We start from the raw sequence: 16,101 nt of genomic DNA, 5'->3' as shown, positions 1-16,101 counted from the left end.
AACCTCCGGGCCCGTGCTTTTCCAGGCGGGCCCTCGGAGTTATTCTTTCTGTCATCCCTTCCTTTCCGCCCAAGGGCGAACACACGACATTGAACGCCTCACTGGATCTTCACCGCTTCACCCTGGAACCCTTTGAAGCCCGCCGCTTCGCCAATCTGTGCGGCCAATTCGACGAGCACCTTCGCCTGATCGAACAGCGCATGGGCATCGAGATCCGCAACCGTGGCAACCAGTTCGAACTGGTCGGCGACCCGCAACGCACCCGCACCACGGAAAACCTCCTGCACCGCCTCTACCGCGAAACCGAAGCCAGCGAGTTGTCGCCGGACATGGTTCACCTGTTCCTGCGTGAAACCGGCATGGACGAGGTCAACCCCAAGGCCGAAGCGGTCAGCCTGCGCACTCGCAAGGGCAACATTCGCCCGCGCGGCGCCAACCAGCAGCGCTATGTGAAGTCGATCCTCGACCACGACATCAACTTCGGTATCGGCCCGGCGGGCACTGGCAAGACCTACCTGGCGGTGGCCTGCGCCGTGGACGCCCTGGAGCGCGAGCAGGTGCGCCGCATTCTGCTGGTGCGCCCGGCGGTCGAAGCCGGCGAGAAGCTCGGCTTCCTCCCGGGCGACCTGTCCCAGAAGATCGACCCCTACCTGCGCCCGCTCTACGACGCGCTCTACGAGATGCTCGGCTTCGACCACGTAGCCAAGCTCATCGAGAAGCAGGTGATCGAGGTCGCCCCGCTCGCCTACATGCGCGGTCGCACCCTTAACAACAGCTTCATCATTCTCGACGAAAGTCAGAACACTACCGTCGAGCAGATGAAGATGTTCCTGACCCGTATCGGCTTCGGCTCCACTGCCGTCATCACCGGTGACATCACCCAGATCGACCTGCCGCGCGGCACCCGTTCGGGCCTGACCCACGTGATCGACGTACTGCGCGACGTACCGGGCATCAGCTTCACCCACTTCAAGTCCCATGACGTGGTGCGCCACCCGCTGGTCCAGCGCATAGTCGAAGCCTACGACCGCTTCGACAGCCAACAGCAGCAGCCGAAGGCGAAGCCCGCCGACAACGATCCAGGCGCCATAGACGACAATGCTTGAACTTGACCTGCAACTCGCCAGCACGGCCCTGGGCCTGCCGAGCGAGGCGGACTTCCGTCGCTGGTGCGAACTGGCCCTGCGCCAGCGTAGCGCCGACTCCGAGCTGACCATCCGACTGGTGGACGAGCCCGAAGGGCGCGAACTGAACCGCACCTGGCGACACAAGGACTACGCTACCAACGTGCTCTCCTTCCCCGCGGACGTGCCGGACGAGCTGCTGGACATCCCGCTGCTCGGCGACCTGGTGATCTGCGCACCGGTGGTAGAACGGGAAGCCGTCGAACAGGGCAAGGCCCTGGAGGCGCACTGGGCGCACCTGGTGATCCACGGTTGTTTGCACCTGCTCGGCTACGACCACATCGAGGATGAGGAAGCCGAGGAAATGGAAGCCCTGGAACGGGAATTGCTGGCTGAACTTGGCCACCCCGACCCTTACCGTGACGACGAAGACCAATAAGAGGCACCGAGCAAAGGACATATGAGCGAAGATCGATCGAGCAACGGGCACAGGTCCTGGCTGGAAAAGCTGACCCAGGCCTTTGCCCATGAGCCGAAAAGCCGCCAGGAGCTCCTTGAGCTGCTGCGCGAAGCCCACCAGAACAAGCTGCTCGACAGCGAAGCACTGTCGATCGTCGAAGGTGCGATCCAGGTCGCCGACCTGCAAGTACGCGACATCATGGTGCCGCGCTCGCAAATGATCAGCATCAAGGCCACCCAGACGCCGAAGGAGTTCCTCCCGGCGATCATCGACGCCGCCCACTCCCGCTATCCGGTCATCGGCGAAAGCCTCGACGACGTCATGGGCATTCTCCTGGCCAAGGACCTGCTGCCGCTGATCCTCCATGACAGCGCCCAGCCGTTCAACATCAAGGACCTGCTGCGCCCTGCCACCTTCGTGCCCGAGTCCAAGCGCCTCAACGTGCTGCTGCGCGAGTTCCGCGCCAACCACAACCACATGGCCGTGGTCATAGACGAATACGGCGGCGTAGCTGGTCTGGTGACCATCGAGGACGTGCTGGAGCAGATCGTCGGCGACATCGAGGACGAGCACGATGTCGAGGAAGACAGCTATATCAAGCCGCTCCCCAGCGGCGACTTCATCGTCAAGGCGCTGACCCCCGTGGATGCCTTCAACGAGTTCTTCGAGACTGACTTCTCCGAGGACGAGTTCGACACCGTCGGCGGCCTGGTCATGGGTGCCTTCGGCCACCTGCCCAAGCGCAACGAGACTACTCAGATCGGCGAGTTCCGCTTCCGCGTGCTCAATGCCGACAGCCGCCGCATCCACCTGCTGCGTCTCTCTCCGCTATCCCATTGATGGCCGCGCGCCCCTCCCCAGCGGAGGGGCGCCCGTGGATAATCGCGCCCCGAGCGGGCAACAAAAGGCTCGCCTCGCACGCTACTCCAGCTCCCTATCCGCCCAAGGACCGAGCATGAACTGGATCACCCGCCCCGGCTGGCCGGGCAACCTGCTGGCCCTGGCCGCCGGCGCCCTGACGCCCCTGGCCTTCGCCCCCTTCGATTTCTGGCCCCTGGAACTGCTGTCCCTCGCCCTCTTCTACCTGGGCCTGCGCGACCTGGCGCCCAAGGCCGCGTTCTGGCGCGGCTGGTGGTACGGCCTCGGCCTGTTCCTGACCGGCACCAGCTGGATCTACGTCAGCATCCACGACTACGGCGCGGCATCAGTGCCCCTGGCCGCCTTCCTCACCGTCGGTTTCAGTGCCGGCGTGGCGTTGTTCTTCGCCTTGCCCGCACTGGTCTGGGCGCGCTGGATACGCCGCAGCGAAGCAGCCCTGGCCGACACCCTGGCCTTCGCCGCACTGTGGCTCGCCCAGGAGGCGTTCCGCGGCTGGTTCCTCACCGGCTTCCCCTGGCTCTACGCCGGCTACAGCCAGCTCGACGGCCCCCTGGCTGGACTGGCACCAGTGGGCGGCGTCTGGCTGGTGTCCTTCGCCCTGGCGCTCACCGCCGCCCTGCTGGTGAACCTCGCACGCCTGCGTAGTCGCCCAGCCTTCCTCGGCGCCGGCGTCGTCCTGCTGATCGCCCCCTGGGCCATCGGCCTGGCACTCAAGGGCCACGCCTGGACCCAGCCCGCCGGCGCGCCACTGAAAGTCGCGGCCATGCAAGGCAACGTCCACCAGAATCTGAAGTGGGACCCGGAGCAGCTCAACGCCCAGCTCGCGCTTTATCGCGACATGACCTTCACCGCGCAGAAGGCTGACCTGATCGTCTGGCCGGAAACTGCCGTGCCGGTGCTCAAGGAGTTCGTCGACGGCTACCTCGGCGTGATGAACCGCTTCGCCAATGATCGCCAGTCCGCGCTGATTACCGGCGTGCCGATCCGGCAGAACAATGAGCGCGGCGAGAAGCGCTACTACAACGGCATCACCGTGGTCGGCCAAGGCGAAGGCACCTACCTCAAGCAAAAACTGGTGCCCTTCGGCGAGTACGTGCCGCTACAGGAAGTGCTGCGCGGGCTGATCGCCTTCTTCGACCTGCCCATGTCCGACTTCGCCCGCGGTGGTTCCGACCAGGGCCCGCTGATGGCCAAGGGTTACCGCATCGCCCCATACATCTGCTACGAGGTGGTCTACCCCGAGTTCGCCGCCAGCCTGGCCGCCCAGAGCGACATCCTCCTGACGGTGAGCAACGACACCTGGTTCGGCACATCCATCGGCCCGCTGCAGCACCTGCAGATGGCGCAGATGCGCGCCCTGGAAGCCGGTCGCTGGATGATTCGCGCCACCAATAACGGCGTGACTGTGCTGATCGACCCGTTCGGCCAAATCACCGAGGGCATCCCGCAATTCCAGCAGGGCGTGCTCTACGGCGAAGTGCTGCCCATGCAGGGCCTGACGCCCTACCTGCAGTGGCGTGCCTGGCCGCTGGTAATCCTCTGCGGATTGCTCTTCGCCTGGGCGCTGATGGCCAGCCGAATCGCCAAGACGGTGTAAGCCCCGTGTAGGAGCGAGCTTGCTCGTGAAATGATCGCGAGCAAGCTCGCTCCTACAGGAAACGTTCAGTCATACGCCAACGGATAGGCCACCAGGCCGATCGCTTCATTGAGCAGCATCCCGCTCTGCCAAACCGCCTTGGCCTCCGGCAACCAGCCGCCCGCCGGCCGGCCATTGGGTACGCCGAGATAGCCCATGGGAGCCGCCACCACCTCGAATCCGGCCCGCTCGAAACACCAGCGGGCCCGAGGCATGTGGGACGCCTGGGTCACCAGCAGCACGCGACGGACGCCTGCCGGCTCGAGCAACTTCGCACTGAAGGTGGCGTTTTCCCAGGTGGTTCGGCTCTCCCCTTCCTGCCAGCGCACGTCCACGCCGAAATCGCGCTTGAGCGTATCGGCCATGATCTTCGCCTCGGACGGAGGCTCACCAAAGTGCAGGCCGCCACTGGTCAGCAGCGGCAGGCCGCTGGCACGCGCCAGGCGTGCGGCATAGCGAAGCCGCTCCAGGGCCATAGTGGAAGGCTGATCCGCCCCCCAGGCTGGATCATCACGGTCCCGGCCTCCGCCCAGCACCACGATCACGTCCACCCGCCCGGCCAGTTGCGTCCACTCGGCTTCGGCCAGGGGCGGCTCGCGCTCCAGCACCTTGGCCGACCATTCGACGACGATGGGCAGGCTCATCAACCACAGGCCACCGAGCCCGGCCACGAAGCAGGTTGCGGACAATCGCGGCATGCGCCGGCGCAGCCACCACCCGAGCAGGAGCAACAGCAGCAGGCCGCCAGGCGGCAGCAGGAATTGTTTGATGATGTAGCGAATCGGCATGGGCACCTCCAGGGTGCCCGGAGCCTAGCGGGGATTCGACGTGCGGAAAAGCTGAGAACCACAAGACATGCACGCCTGCACACCCTGGCCGCGTTGCCAGATGGCCGGTGTCCCGCACATGGCGCAGCAAAGCTGCGGACGGCGCTTGAACGTGGGCTTGGGCTTGAGGGCGAAGGTCTTGGGTGGGCCGCTTTCGCCACGAAGCGAGCGCCGGGGCAGCGCCTCGATGGCGGCCAGTTCCTCGGCGGCAGCGTGCCAACCCCGCAGCCAGCGCGTATCGCGGTCCAGATAGGCGCGAATCAACTCCATCTCGGCAGGGGTCAATCCCTTGAGCTCCAATTCGAGCGGCTCCTCGTCGCGCAAGCGAACCGCCGTATCCGCTTCATCCAGCGCCAGGGCCAGCCGATGCAATAACCGCTCGTAAAGCCCGTTCCCTGAATCCGTCCGCCGCAACTCACCCATCCAACACCTCGAACCACGTAAACGCTTGCGTTGCTTATGAAAAGCTTAGCGTTCGCTTCCCTGCTGCAAGGTGCCTGCGACAAACGGTGGCGGGATAGCCGACGGACGCCCGCCCGCGCAATCAGGGTTTCCCTAGGCCGATGGGGGTCATGTATGCTACGGCGCTTGAATTTCCGTTTCCTCAAGGGTCCGACAGCGCAGCCGAGGCCAGCGTTGCCAGCTCCAAGGAACTCCATCTTCCAGCGCCAGTAGCCATGCACGAACAGTATCAGCCCCGCGAAATCGAAGCCGCCGCGCAAGCCCACTGGGACGCGCATAAATCCTTTGAAGTGAGTGAGCAGCCCGGCAAGGACACCTTCTATTGCCTGTCGATGTTCCCCTACCCGAGCGGCAAGCTACACATGGGGCACGTGCGCAACTACACCATCGGCGACGTGATCGCCCGCTACCAGCGCATGCTCGGCAAGAACGTGCTGCAGCCCATGGGCTGGGACGCCTTCGGCATGCCGGCGGAAAACGCCGCGATGAAGAACAACGTCGCGCCGGCCAAGTGGACCTACGAGAACATCGACTACATGAAGACCCAGCTGAAGAGCCTGGGCCTTGCCATCGACTGGTCCCGTGAAGTCACCACCTGCAAGCCCGACTACTACCGCTGGGAGCAGTGGCTGTTCACCAAGCTTTTCGAAAAGGGCGTGATCTACCGCAAGAACGGCACCGTCAACTGGGACCCGGCGGACCAGACCGTCCTCGCCAACGAGCAGGTCATCGACGGCCGCGGCTGGCGCTCCGGTGCGCTGGTTGAGAAGCGCGAAATCCCGATGTACTACTTCAAGATCACCGCCTACGCGGATGAACTCTTGAGCAGCCTCGACGACCTGGACGGCTGGCCCGAGCAGGTCAAGACCATGCAGCGCAACTGGATCGGCAAATCCCGCGGCATGGAAGTCAGCTTCCCCTACGACCAGGCCAGCATCGGCCAGGCCGGCGCAATGAAGGTCTTCACCACCCGTCCGGATACCCTGATGGGTGCCACTTACGTGGCCGTCGCAGCCGAGCACCCGCTGGCGACCCTCGCGGTGCAGAAGCTGCCGGCTGACAAGGCTGCTGAACTGCAGGCCTTCATCGACGAATGCAAGCGCGGCGGCGTCGCCGAAGCCGACATCGCCACCCAGGAGAAGAAGGGCCTGCCCACTCCCCTGTTCGTCGAGCACCCGCTGACCGGCGACAAGCTCCCTGTCTGGGTCGCCAACTACGTGCTGATGAACTACGGCGAAGGCGCTGTGATGGCCGTGCCGGCCCACGACGAGCGCGACTTCGCCTTCGCCCACAAGTACGACCTGCCGATGAAGGCAGTGGTCCGCACCTCTGCTGGCGACGAAACCCCTGCCCCGTGGCAGGACGCCTACGGTGAGCATGGCCAACTGATCAACTCCGGCGAATTCGACGGCCTGGACTACCAGGGCGCCTTCGACGCCATCGAAGTGACCCTGCAGAAGAAAGGCCTGGGCCAGGCCCGCACCCAGTTCCGCCTGCGCGACTGGGGCATCAGCCGCCAGCGCTACTGGGGCTGCCCGATCCCGATCATCCACTGCCCGAGCTGCGGCGACGTGCCGGTGCCGGAAGACCAACTGCCGGTCGTCCTGCCCGAAGACGTGGTGCCGGATGGCGCCGGTAGCCCGCTGGCGAAGATGCCCGAGTTCTACTCCTGCACCTGCCCGAAGTGCGGCACCGCGGCCAAGCGCGAAACCGACACCATGGACACCTTCGTGGAGAGTTCCTGGTACTTCGCCCGCTACGCCTCGCCGAACTACGACCAGGGCATGGTCGACCCGGCTGCAGCCAACCACTGGCTGCCGGTGGATCAGTACATCGGCGGTATCGAACACGCGATCCTGCACCTGCTCTACGCGCGCTTCTTCCACAAACTGATGCGTGACGAAGGCCTGGTCAGCTCCGACGAGCCGTTCAAGAACCTGCTCACCCAGGGCATGGTGGTCGCCGAAACCTACTACCGCGTTGCAGCCAATGGCGGCAAGGACTGGTTCAACCCGGCCGACGTCGAAGTCGAGCGTGACGCCAAGGCCAAAGTCATCGGCGCCCGCCTGAAGACCGACGGCCTGCCGGTGGAAATCGGCGGCACCGAGAAGATGTCGAAGTCCAAGAACAACGGCGTCGACCCGCAGGCCATGATCGACGCCTACGGCGCCGACACCTGCCGTCTGTTCATGATGTTCGCCTCACCGCCGGACATGAGCCTCGAGTGGTCCGACTCCGGCGTCGAGGGTGCCAGCCGCTTCCTCCGCCGCGTCTGGCGCCTCGCCCAGGCCCACGTCGCCGCCGGTCTGCCGGCAGCCCTGGACCGCAGCGCGCTGAACGACGAGCAGAAGGCTGTGCACCGTTCCATCCACCTGGCCATCAAGCAGGCCAGCCAGGATGTCGGCCAGTACCACAAGTTCAACACCGCCATCGCTGCCGTGATGACCCTGATGAACGTCCTGGAGAAGGCCCCGCAGGCCACCGCCGAGGACCGTGCACTGCTGCAGGAAGGCCTGGAAGCCGTGGCCCTGCTGCTGGCCCCCATCACCCCGCACATCAGCCATGTGCTGTGGAGCGAGCTGGGCCATTCCGGCGCCATCATCGACGCCGCCTGGCCGGCCGTGGACGAAGCCGCCCTGGTGCAGGACAGCCTGCAACTGGTGGTACAGGTCAACGGCAAGCTGCGCGGTCATATCGAAGTGCCGGCCGATGCCAGCCGCGAAGCAGTGGAAGCCACCGCACGCGCCAACGAGAACGTGCTGCGCTTCACCGACGGCCTGACCATCCGCAAGGTCATCGTGGTGCCAGGCAAACTGGTCAATATCGTCGCCAACTGATCGAAGCCGGCGCCCTCCTCCGGGAGTGGCGCCGGACTGTTTGCAAGGGGAAAGCAAGAAATGATGAAACGGAATCTGCTGGTCCTGGGCCTCACCGTGCTGCTGAGCGCGTGCGGTTTTCACCTGCGCGGCACCGGCGAAGCCAAGTTCGCCCTGACCGAAATGGACGTGACTGCCCGTAACCTGTACGGCCAGACCGTCAAATCCGTCCGCCAGGCCCTGGTGGACAATGGCGTGAACGTCCATGCCGGCGCGCCTTACACGCTGGTCCTGGCCCGCGAAGACGAAACCCAGCGCACTGCCAGCTATACCACTGGTGCGCGCAGCGCCGAGTACGAGCTGACCCAGACCCTGCAGTACGAAATCCGCGGCAACAACAACCTGATGTTGATGAACGACAAGCTGAGCGTGCAGAAGTACTACGTGCATGACAGCAACAACCTGATCGGCTCCGACCAGGAAGCGGCCCAGCTGCGCCAGGAGATGCGTCAGGAAATGGTCCAGCAGATGATCATGCGCCTGCAGCTGATCACCCCGGCCCAGCTCGACCAGCTGCAACAGACCGCCGAAGCCAAGGCCAAGGCCGAAGCCGAAGCGCTGGAAGCCGCGCGCCAGGCCGAGAAGGCCCAGCAACCGCAGCAGTCGCCGCTGCAACTGCCCATCCAGTAAGCACTCGGGGCCGCACAGCGGCCCCAGTCATTTCCGCCTATGAAACTCAACCCCGCACAACTGGGTAAACACCTGCAGGGACCTCTGGCACCGGTCTACGTCGTCAGTGGCGACGAGCCTCTGCTCTGCCAGGAAGCCTGCGACGCCATTCGTGCCAGCGCCCGCGCGCGGGATTTCAGCGAGCGCCAGGTGTTCAACGCCGAAACCAACTTCGATTGGGGCCTGCTGCTGGAAGCCGGCGCGAGCTTGTCGCTGTTCGCCGAGAAGCGTCTGCTGGAAGTGCGCCTGCCTTCTGGAAAGCCGGGGGACAAGGGCGCTGCCGCGCTGCTCGAATACCTCTCCCGCCCGCCTGAAGACACAGTACTGCTGCTGAGCCTGCCCAAGCTCGACGGCAGCACCCAGAAAACCAAGTGGGCCAAGGCACTGATCGATGGGGCGGATGCACAGTTCATCCAGATCTGGCCCATCGAGTCCCACAACCTGCCGCAATGGATTCGCCAGCGCCTGTCCCAGGCTGGCCTGGCCGCCAACCAGGAAGCGGTGGACCTGATCGCCGCCCGGGTCGAAGGCAACCTGTTGGCCGCCGCCCAGGAGATCGAGAAGCTCAAGCTGCTGGCCGAAGGTGGTCAGGTGGATGCCGCGACCGTCCAGGCAGCGGTGGCCGACAGCGCCCGCTTCGACGTTTTCGGCCTGATCGACGCCGCCCTCAACGGTGAACCCGCCCACACCCTGCGCACCCTGGAAGGCCTGCGCGGCGAAGGCGTGGAACCGCCGGTGATCCTCTGGGCACTGGCAAGGGAACTGCGCCTGCTGGCCGGCCTGGCCCAGCAGTACAGCCAGGGCGTGCCACTGGAAAAGGCCTTTGCCGCAGCCCGCCCGCCGGTCTGGGACAAGCGTCGTCCGCTGGTTACTCGCGCGCTGCAACGCCATCCGGCGTCGCGCTGGAACCAGTTGCTGCAGGATGCCCAGCGCATCGACGCGCAAATCAAGGGCCAGGCTCCGGGCGATCCCTGGAATGGCCTCGCACGCCTTGCCCTGCTGCTGGCCGGCCAGCGCCTGCCGTTGTCCGCCGAATAACTGGACAATTTCTGAGCACAAGCCGATGATGCGCCCGCCCGCGCTGGTGCGGGCGCCAATCGAGGATCGGCCATGGCCAAGAAACACAAACAAGGCGCGCCCAACCGCGCCAAATCCCTGGTAGCCCAACCCCTCTTCCGCTGCCGCCAGGAGAAGCCCCAGAAAGGCAAAGGAAGTTACCGCCGCGAAGCCTCCCACGATTGGGAGGCTTCGTCGCTTATGGCGGCGTGAAAAGGCTCGAACGTGTTAAGGTCGCGACTCGATTCGTCTGCCTCGAGACTCGCGTATGTTCGATGCCCCCGCCCCCGGCCCGATGTTCCGCAGCCTGGCCGTGGCCTCCGCCCTCACCCTGCTCAGCTCCTGCGCCGACGCTCCTGCGCAGAAACCCTCCACCGCGCCCCTGCCTCAGGCGACCCAGCCCGCCAGTAAACCCGCTGCAACGCCCGCGCAGATTCCTGTGCAGATGCCCACCATCAGCTTCAGCGCGTGGCGCGACGGTTTCCGCCGCGAGGCCCTGGCCCAAGGCATAGACGCCAGCCTCTTCGACCAAGCCTTCGCCGGCGTAACGCCCGACGCCAGCGTGATCACCGCTGATCGCAGCCAGCCCGAATTCACCCGACCGGTGTGGGAATACCTGGAAGGCGCCATCTCGCCCTACCGGGTGCGCAAGGGCCAGGCCCTGATCGGGGAAAACGCGACAACCCTGGACGCCATCGAGCAGCGCTTCGGTGTGGACCGTGAGCCCCTGGTGGCCATCTGGGGCATGGAAAGCAGCTTCGGCCAGTTCATGGGCGACAAATCGGTTATCCGCTCCCTGGCCACCCTGGCCTACGAAGGCCGACGCCCCGAATTCGCCCACGCGCAATTGCTGGCCGCCCTGCAGATCCTCCAGCACGGCGACATCCAGCCGGGCAGCATGCTCGGTTCCTGGGCCGGTGCGATGGGCCAGACCCAGTTCATCCCCACCACCTACAACACCCACGCAGTGGACTTCGACGGCGACGGCCGCCGCGACATCTGGAACTCCTCAGCCGACGCGCTGGCTTCGGCCGCCCACTACCTGCAGGCCTCCGGCTGGCGCAAGGGACAACCTGCAGCAATCCAGGTCCAGCTGCCCGACGGCTTCGACTATGCCCATGCCGACGGGGATATCCGCAAATCCGTAGCTCAGTGGCAGGCCATGGGCGTGCAAGCCGGGCCTCAGGCCGCGAGCCTCGCCAACGACTCCGCGTCCCTGCTGCTGCCGGCCGGCCATCGCGGCCCGGCGTTCCTGGTGCTGGATAACTTCCGCGCCATCCTCAAGTACAACAACTCCTCGTCCTACGCCCTGGCGGTCAGCCTGCTGGGCGAACGCTTCGACGGCGGTGGCCAGCTCACCGGAAGCTGGCCACGCGACGAGCGCCCGCTGAGCCGTACCGAGCGGGTTGAGCTGCAGGAGTCCCTGACAGCGGCCGGCTACAACCCGGGTACGGCGGACGGCATCATCGGTGCCAACACCCGCAAGGCGATCCGTGGTTATCAACAGCGCCTCGGCTGGCCAGCAGACGGCTACCCCAATGTGAAGCTGCTCGAGCAGTTGCGTGAAGGACGCTGAGTCCCGCCTGCACGGCGGTCGTCCCAGGCTCACGCCTCCAGACGGCCGCCGGTTCGTGCAAACGCCTTTGTGATAAACTGCGCCACCCCTTTTTGCCCCTGCGGCAGCCAACGGAGCCACCAGCGGAGCCAGATTTCCGATGTCCGATATCGACTCGTCCAAACACGTCGCCAGCGGCGAAAAGTTCCGTACTGCGCAGGGCATCACCGCGATCAAGGATGGCCAGAAGCGCCGCAATTCTGCCGAACCCCAGGTGTTCGAGCCCAAGCCCAAGTGGCTGCGGGTCAAGGCACCGGGCGGCAGCCGCTTCGATGCGGTCAAGCGCAACGTCGGCGAACATCGCCTGAGCACCGTGTGCCAGGAATCCCACTGCCCGAACATGGGTGAGTGCTGGTCCAACGGCACCGCCACCATCATGCTGATGGGCTCGGTGTGCACCCGCGCCTGCCGCTTCTGCGCCGTGGACACCGGCAACCCCAACGGTTGGCTGGATCTGGAAGAGCCGCAGAACACCGCCAAGTCGGTCGAGCTCATGGCTCTGCGCTATATCGTGCTGACCTCCGTCGATCGCGACGACCTGGACGATGGCGGTGCCAGCCACTACGCCGCTTGCGTGCGCGCCATCAAGGAGAACACTCCCCAGGTAGTCGTGGAAGCCCTGACGCCCGACTTCAACGGCGACCACGCAGCCATCGAACGGGTAGTGGACTCCGGCCTTGAGGTGTTCGCGCAGAACGTCGAGACGGTCAAGCGCCTGACCCATGTCGTACGCGACCCGCGCGCAGGCTATGAGAAGACCCTGCGCGTACTGGAGCACGCCAAGCGCCACCGCCCGGCCGTCCTGACCAAGACCAGCCTGATGCTGGGCCTGGGCGAGACTGACGAGGAAATCATCGAAACCATGGACGATCTACGCGCTATTGGTGTCGATATCCTCACCCTCGGCCAGTACTTGCAGCCCACCCGCAACCACCTGCCGGTGAAGCGCTGGGTCAGCCCGGAGGAATTCAACCGCTTCCGCGATATCGGCCTTGAGAAAGGCTTCATGGAAGTGGCAGCCGGTCCGCTGGTGCGCTCCAGCTACAGGGCCGACCGCGTGTTCGAGAAGAACAACCTGGGCCTGGCCGCACCGGTTCCGGTACCGGGACAGCCCGTCGACTCGAGCATCATTCCGACACTCAACCTGGGTTGAGCAGGAATTGCCCAGCCCGCTCCCGAGGGAGAGGGCTGGGGTGATTGCAGCGGGCAACCAGACGCGATCTGACTAAACAAAACGGCCCCCTCTCCCGATGGGAGAGGGGGCCGTCGTTTTTCCGGATCGTCTCTTTACTGCGTGTAGCCCAGCCGCTGACGCAGAGCCTGCTCCAGGCGCTGCGCCACCTCATCGAGCTGAGGCGGTGTCTCGATCAGATCCTTGAGCTGAACCATCTTCAGCCCGGCGTAGCCGCAGGGATTGATCCGCCAGAAGGGCGACATGTCCATGTCCACATTGAGTGCCAGGCCGTGGAAGGAGCAGCCGCGGCTGACCCGCAGTCCCAGCGAGGCGATCTTGTCGCCATCGACATAGACACCGGGAGCATCTGCCTTGGGCGCGGCCTCGACACCATAGGTGGCCATCACATCGACCAGGCTTTGCTCCATGGCCGTGACCAGATCGCGCACGCCCAATCCGAGGCGGCGCAGATCCAGCATGAGATAGGCCACCAGTTGGCCGGGGCCGTGGTAGGTCACCTGGCCGCCGCGCTCCACCTGGATCACCGGGATGTCCCCCGGCGCCAGCAGATGCTCGGCCTTGCCGGCCTGGCCCTGGGTGAACACCCGGGGATGCTGCAGCAACCAGATTTCGTCTGGGGTCCTTTCGTCGCGCTCGACGGTCAGGCGGCGCATCGCCTCAAGGGTCGGCAGGTAATCCACCAACCCCAGATGGCGCACGATGAGCTCGGCAGGTGCCACTAGAGCACCATGTGCACGCGGCCAGTAGCGCGCAGGTCCACATGGATGGCCTGCAACTGGTCGACGCCGGTAGCGGTAATCAGCACTTGGACCGAAAGGAAGCGGCCGTTGCGGCTGTCGCGCACTACCAGGGTGCTGGCGTCGAGATCGGGAGCGTGGCGCTGGATGATTTCGATCACCAGGTCGGCGAAACCATCGAAGGAATCGCCGATCACCTTGATCGGGTAGCGCTCGCAGGGGAATTCGATTTTCGGGGGTTGTACGTCAGGAGTATCAGTCATGGCAGCGGCGGACTCGTGATCCGCGAGGCGGACGCCCCGCGCCCAGGCAAGGCGCGAGGCATCGGCTCAGAAGGTCAGTTGAACAGGCCGAAGAAGAACAGTCGGATGCTATCCCACAGGCGGCGGAAGAAGCCACCTTCCTCAACGGTCTCCAGGGCGATCAGGTCGGCGCTGTGGACTACCTGGTCTTCCAGCTTGACTTCCACCTTGCCGATCACGTCGCCTTGCTTGATGGGGGCGATCAGCTGCGGATTCAAGGTCATGTTGGCCTGCAGCTTCTTGATCTGGCCCTTCGGCAGGGTCATGGTCAGGTCCTGGCCGAGGCCAGCCTTGATCTCACGGGCCGAGCCCTTCCAAACCTGGGCTTTGGCCAGCTCCGCGCCCTTCTGGTAGAAGGTCTGGGTTTCGAAGAAGCGGAAGCCGTAGGTCAGCAGCTTCTGGGTTTCGGCGGCGCGGGCCTGTTCGCTGTTGGTGCCGAATACCACGGCGATCAGGCGCATGTTGTCACGCACAGCAGAAGCTACCAGGCAGTAGCCGGCCTCGTCGGTGTGGCCGGTCTTCAGGCCGTCGACGGTCTTGTCGCGCCACAGCAGCAGGTTGCGGTTGGGCTGCTTGATGTTGTTCCAGAAGAATTCCTTCTGGGAGTAGATGGCGTAGTGGGTCGGATCTTCGTAGATGATCGCGCGTGCCAGGGTCGCCATGTCGTGAGCGGTGGAGTAGTGCTCCGGGTTGGGCAGGCCAGTGGCGTTCATGAAGTGGCTGCCGGTCATGCCCAGTTTCTCGGCAGTGGTGTTCATCATGTCGGCGAAGGCGTCTTCGCTGCCGGCGATGTGCTCGGCCACCGCTACGCTGGCGTCGTTGCCGGACTGGATGATGATGCCGTGCAGCAGGTCGCTCAGGACCACCTGGGTGTTGACCTGGACGAACATGCGCGAACCGCCGGTACGCCAGGCGTGCTCACTGATGGTCACCGGATCGGTCTCGCCGATCTGGCCCTTGCGGATTTCCAGGGTGGCGATGTAGGCGGTCATCAGCTTGGTCAGACTTGCCGGAGGCAGGCGCTGATCGCCGTTGTTTTCCACCAGCACCTGGCCGCTCTGGGCGTCCATCAGCACATAGGACTTGGCGGCCAGTTGCGGCGGCGACGGGATGATCTGCTGGGCCGCCATGGAGACCGGCGCGACGATGAGCAGGGCTGCGGGCAGTAGAAGGCGTTTGGCGAAGCTGAAGATGTTCATCCGTCTCTCTATGTAACTAATGGTCTAACAGGCCCTTGCGGGCAAAAACGAAGCCGTCAGTCCGGCTTCACGAGGGTGGGTTGGCCGAGATTGGCCAGGCGAACCGAGTTCTGCACCTGCTGGGCTTCACCCTGAGTTCCGATCGGCCCCAGGCGTACCCGGTGCAGTATCTGCTGGTTGCGCACGACCGAGCTGATGAAGACCGGGGCAGTCACCGTCTCGCTCAGCTTGGCCTTGAGGAGTTCCGCAGCGTCCGGATTGGCGAAGGCGCCCACCTGGAGATACAGGCCAGACGCTGCGAGTGAATCGTTTTTTTTTGCGTCGATCTGCACAGGCAGCACGGCGGCGGCATGTTGCTGCGGCGGCGGGGTGTACTGCTCGATCGGCGCGCTGGCCACCTGGGCGACTGGCTGGGGCTTGGGTTGCGGCTGGGCGGCCATCTTCGGCTGCGCCAGGACCATGGGCACCGGACGGCCCTGGGCCGCCCACCACTCATGGGGATCGATACCCTCGACCTTGACCCGGGCGGTGCCGGACTCGGCATAGCCGAGCTTCTTCGCCGCGGCGAAGGAGAGGTCGATGATACGGTCGGAATAGAACGGGCCACGGTCGTTGACCCGCAGGATCACGCTACGGCCGTTGTCCAGGTTGGTCACCCGGACGTAGCTCGGCAGCGGCAAGGTCTTGTGCGCGGCGGTCATGCCGTAGAGGTCATAGGCCTCGCCGTTGGCGGTAGCCTGGCCGTGGAACTTGGTGCCATACCAGGACGCGGTGCCCACCGCCTGGTAACGGCGCGCATCGTTCATCGGGTAGTAGGTCTTGCCCAGCACGGTGTAGGGGTTGGCTTTCACCGAGCCGTAGTGCGGCATGGGTACGGCATCGGGAATGCGCGAGACGTCGACATCCCACCAGGGAGCCCCGTCCCTGTGCGGACGCGAGTAGTCGCCGGGGCCTGAGATCGGCCCGCCGGGCTGGATCGGTTCCGGCGCGCGGCTGCTCGAGCAGCTGGCCAGCAACAATGCTACGGCGCCGTAGACGGCGACTCTTATCGGTTGTGGCATCGG

General features: G+C 65.0%; 16 protein-coding genes. 10 read left to right on the top strand and 6 right to left on the bottom strand.

What is annotated here, in order from left to right; all coding sequences use genetic code 11:
- Positions 1 to 89 precede the first annotated feature (89 nt).
- From E8F06_RS10375 to lnt, 4 genes are all read left to right on the top strand, one after another.
- Positions 90 to 1,106 (top strand): PhoH family protein, encoded by a 1,017-nt coding sequence (locus E8F06_RS10375; protein ID WP_280366721.1) that lies wholly within the window; start codon positions 90 to 92, stop codon positions 1,104 to 1,106.
- Positions 1,099 to 1,563 carry an rRNA maturation RNase YbeY gene (gene ybeY / locus E8F06_RS10370; protein ID WP_190826803.1) on the top strand — a complete coding sequence of 155 codons (465 nt, stop codon included), beginning with the start codon at positions 1,099 to 1,101 and terminating at the stop codon, positions 1,561 to 1,563. The genes E8F06_RS10375 and ybeY overlap by 8 nt, the downstream gene beginning before the upstream one ends.
- A gap of 21 nt (positions 1,564 to 1,584) precedes the next feature.
- Positions 1,585 to 2,424, top strand: coding sequence for an HlyC/CorC family transporter (locus E8F06_RS10365; RefSeq protein ID WP_280366717.1), 840 nt, complete (start codon positions 1,585 to 1,587; stop codon positions 2,422 to 2,424).
- Between the two features lie 115 nt (positions 2,425 to 2,539).
- Entirely contained in the window at positions 2,540 to 4,060 is a 1,521-nt protein-coding gene (lnt, locus tag E8F06_RS10360; RefSeq protein ID WP_280366715.1) for an apolipoprotein N-acyltransferase, read from the top strand.
- 65 nt (positions 4,061 to 4,125) lie between these two features.
- Here lnt and E8F06_RS10355 read toward each other — a convergent pair whose 3' ends face one another.
- Both E8F06_RS10355 and E8F06_RS10350 read right to left on the bottom strand, forming a co-directional pair.
- Positions 4,126 to 4,887: a YdcF family protein gene (locus E8F06_RS10355; RefSeq protein WP_280366714.1), complete on the bottom strand. Its 762-nt coding sequence runs from the start codon at positions 4,885 to 4,887 to the stop codon at positions 4,126 to 4,128.
- A 24-nt stretch (positions 4,888 to 4,911) separates the two neighbouring features.
- Positions 4,912 to 5,349 carry a hypothetical protein gene (locus tag E8F06_RS10350; protein WP_280366711.1) on the bottom strand — a complete coding sequence of 146 codons (438 nt, stop codon included), beginning with the start codon at positions 5,347 to 5,349 and terminating at the stop codon, positions 4,912 to 4,914.
- A 254-nt stretch (positions 5,350 to 5,603) separates the two neighbouring features.
- Between E8F06_RS10350 and leuS the strand changes: the two genes are divergently transcribed.
- From leuS to lipA, 6 genes are all read left to right on the top strand, one after another.
- Positions 5,604 to 8,225 carry a leucine--tRNA ligase gene (gene leuS, locus E8F06_RS10345; protein WP_280366708.1) on the top strand — a complete coding sequence of 874 codons (2,622 nt, stop codon included), beginning with the start codon at positions 5,604 to 5,606 and terminating at the stop codon, positions 8,223 to 8,225.
- A 60-nt stretch (positions 8,226 to 8,285) separates the two neighbouring features.
- On the top strand, positions 8,286 to 8,894 hold the full coding sequence (lptE, locus tag E8F06_RS10340) for an LPS assembly lipoprotein LptE (RefSeq protein ID WP_280366706.1): 609 nt from the start codon (positions 8,286 to 8,288) through the stop codon (positions 8,892 to 8,894).
- Between the two features lie 39 nt (positions 8,895 to 8,933).
- A complete protein-coding gene (holA, locus tag E8F06_RS10335; RefSeq protein ID WP_280366704.1) occupies positions 8,934 to 9,971 on the top strand; it encodes a DNA polymerase III subunit delta in 1,038 nt (345 codons plus the stop codon).
- A gap of 72 nt (positions 9,972 to 10,043) precedes the next feature.
- Positions 10,044 to 10,202, top strand: a complete 159-nt coding sequence (gene arfA, locus E8F06_RS10330) for an alternative ribosome rescue factor ArfA (RefSeq protein WP_271470059.1) — start codon at positions 10,044 to 10,046, stop codon at positions 10,200 to 10,202.
- Positions 10,203 to 10,257: 55 nt separating this feature from the next.
- On the top strand, positions 10,258 to 11,565 hold the full coding sequence (locus E8F06_RS10325; RefSeq protein WP_280366702.1) for a lytic murein transglycosylase: 1,308 nt from the start codon (positions 10,258 to 10,260) through the stop codon (positions 11,563 to 11,565).
- Between the two features lie 139 nt (positions 11,566 to 11,704).
- Positions 11,705 to 12,757 (top strand): lipoyl synthase, encoded by a 1,053-nt coding sequence (gene lipA, locus E8F06_RS10320; protein ID WP_280366699.1) that lies wholly within the window; start codon positions 11,705 to 11,707, stop codon positions 12,755 to 12,757.
- 134 nt (positions 12,758 to 12,891) lie between these two features.
- Here lipA and lipB read toward each other — a convergent pair whose 3' ends face one another.
- The 4 genes from lipB to E8F06_RS10300 all read right to left on the bottom strand — a co-directional run bounded on the left by lipB (position 12,892) and on the right by E8F06_RS10300 (position 16,098).
- Positions 12,892 to 13,518: a lipoyl(octanoyl) transferase LipB gene (gene lipB, locus E8F06_RS10315; protein ID WP_280366697.1), complete on the bottom strand. Its 627-nt coding sequence runs from the start codon at positions 13,516 to 13,518 to the stop codon at positions 12,892 to 12,894.
- Positions 13,518 to 13,799, bottom strand: a complete 282-nt coding sequence (locus E8F06_RS10310; RefSeq protein WP_280366694.1) for a DUF493 domain-containing protein — start codon at positions 13,797 to 13,799, stop codon at positions 13,518 to 13,520. The genes lipB and E8F06_RS10310 overlap by 1 nt, the downstream gene beginning before the upstream one ends.
- 74 nt (positions 13,800 to 13,873) lie before the next feature.
- On the bottom strand, positions 13,874 to 15,037 hold the full coding sequence (locus E8F06_RS10305; protein ID WP_280366691.1) for a D-alanyl-D-alanine carboxypeptidase family protein: 1,164 nt from the start codon (positions 15,035 to 15,037) through the stop codon (positions 13,874 to 13,876).
- Between the two features lie 56 nt (positions 15,038 to 15,093).
- On the bottom strand, positions 15,094 to 16,098 hold the full coding sequence (locus tag E8F06_RS10300) for a septal ring lytic transglycosylase RlpA family protein (protein WP_280366689.1): 1,005 nt from the start codon (positions 16,096 to 16,098) through the stop codon (positions 15,094 to 15,096).
- Positions 16,099 to 16,101: the final 3 nt, after the last annotated feature.

Origin of the sequence: Pseudomonas sp. BN411 (assembly GCF_029871235.1) — a bacterium.
Taxonomy (GTDB): domain Bacteria; phylum Pseudomonadota; class Gammaproteobacteria; order Pseudomonadales; family Pseudomonadaceae; genus Metapseudomonas.
Note: the sequence above shows the minus strand (reverse complement) of the source record. Positions and strands in the feature narration are given on the sequence as shown.

Bases quoted from the DNA above. Each gene is read 5' to 3' on its own strand.
- E8F06_RS10310 (WP_280366694.1), bottom strand. From the start codon at position 13,799: ATGACTGATACTCCTGACGTACAACCCCCGAAAATCGAATTCCCCTGC.
- leuS (WP_280366708.1), top strand. From the start codon at position 5,604: ATGCACGAACAGTATCAGCCCCGCGAAATCGAAGCCGCCGCGCAAGCC.
- arfA (WP_271470059.1), top strand. From the start codon at position 10,044: ATGGCCAAGAAACACAAACAAGGCGCGCCCAACCGCGCCAAATCCCTG.
- lipA (WP_280366699.1), top strand. From the start codon at position 11,705: ATGTCCGATATCGACTCGTCCAAACACGTCGCCAGCGGCGAAAAGTTC.
- lptE (WP_280366706.1), top strand. From the start codon at position 8,286: ATGATGAAACGGAATCTGCTGGTCCTGGGCCTCACCGTGCTGCTGAGC.
- E8F06_RS10355 (WP_280366714.1), bottom strand. From the start codon at position 4,887: ATGCCGATTCGCTACATCATCAAACAATTCCTGCTGCCGCCTGGCGGC.
- ybeY (WP_190826803.1), top strand. From the start codon at position 1,099: ATGCTTGAACTTGACCTGCAACTCGCCAGCACGGCCCTGGGCCTGCCG.
- E8F06_RS10325 (WP_280366702.1), top strand. From the start codon at position 10,258: ATGTTCGATGCCCCCGCCCCCGGCCCGATGTTCCGCAGCCTGGCCGTG.
- E8F06_RS10305 (WP_280366691.1), bottom strand. From the start codon at position 15,037: ATGAACATCTTCAGCTTCGCCAAACGCCTTCTACTGCCCGCAGCCCTG.
- E8F06_RS10300 (WP_280366689.1), bottom strand. From the start codon at position 16,098: ATGCCACAACCGATAAGAGTCGCCGTCTACGGCGCCGTAGCATTGTTG.
- E8F06_RS10350 (WP_280366711.1), bottom strand. From the start codon at position 5,349: ATGGGTGAGTTGCGGCGGACGGATTCAGGGAACGGGCTTTACGAGCGG.
- E8F06_RS10365 (WP_280366717.1), top strand. From the start codon at position 1,585: ATGAGCGAAGATCGATCGAGCAACGGGCACAGGTCCTGGCTGGAAAAG.
- holA (WP_280366704.1), top strand. From the start codon at position 8,934: ATGAAACTCAACCCCGCACAACTGGGTAAACACCTGCAGGGACCTCTG.
- lnt (WP_280366715.1), top strand. From the start codon at position 2,540: ATGAACTGGATCACCCGCCCCGGCTGGCCGGGCAACCTGCTGGCCCTG.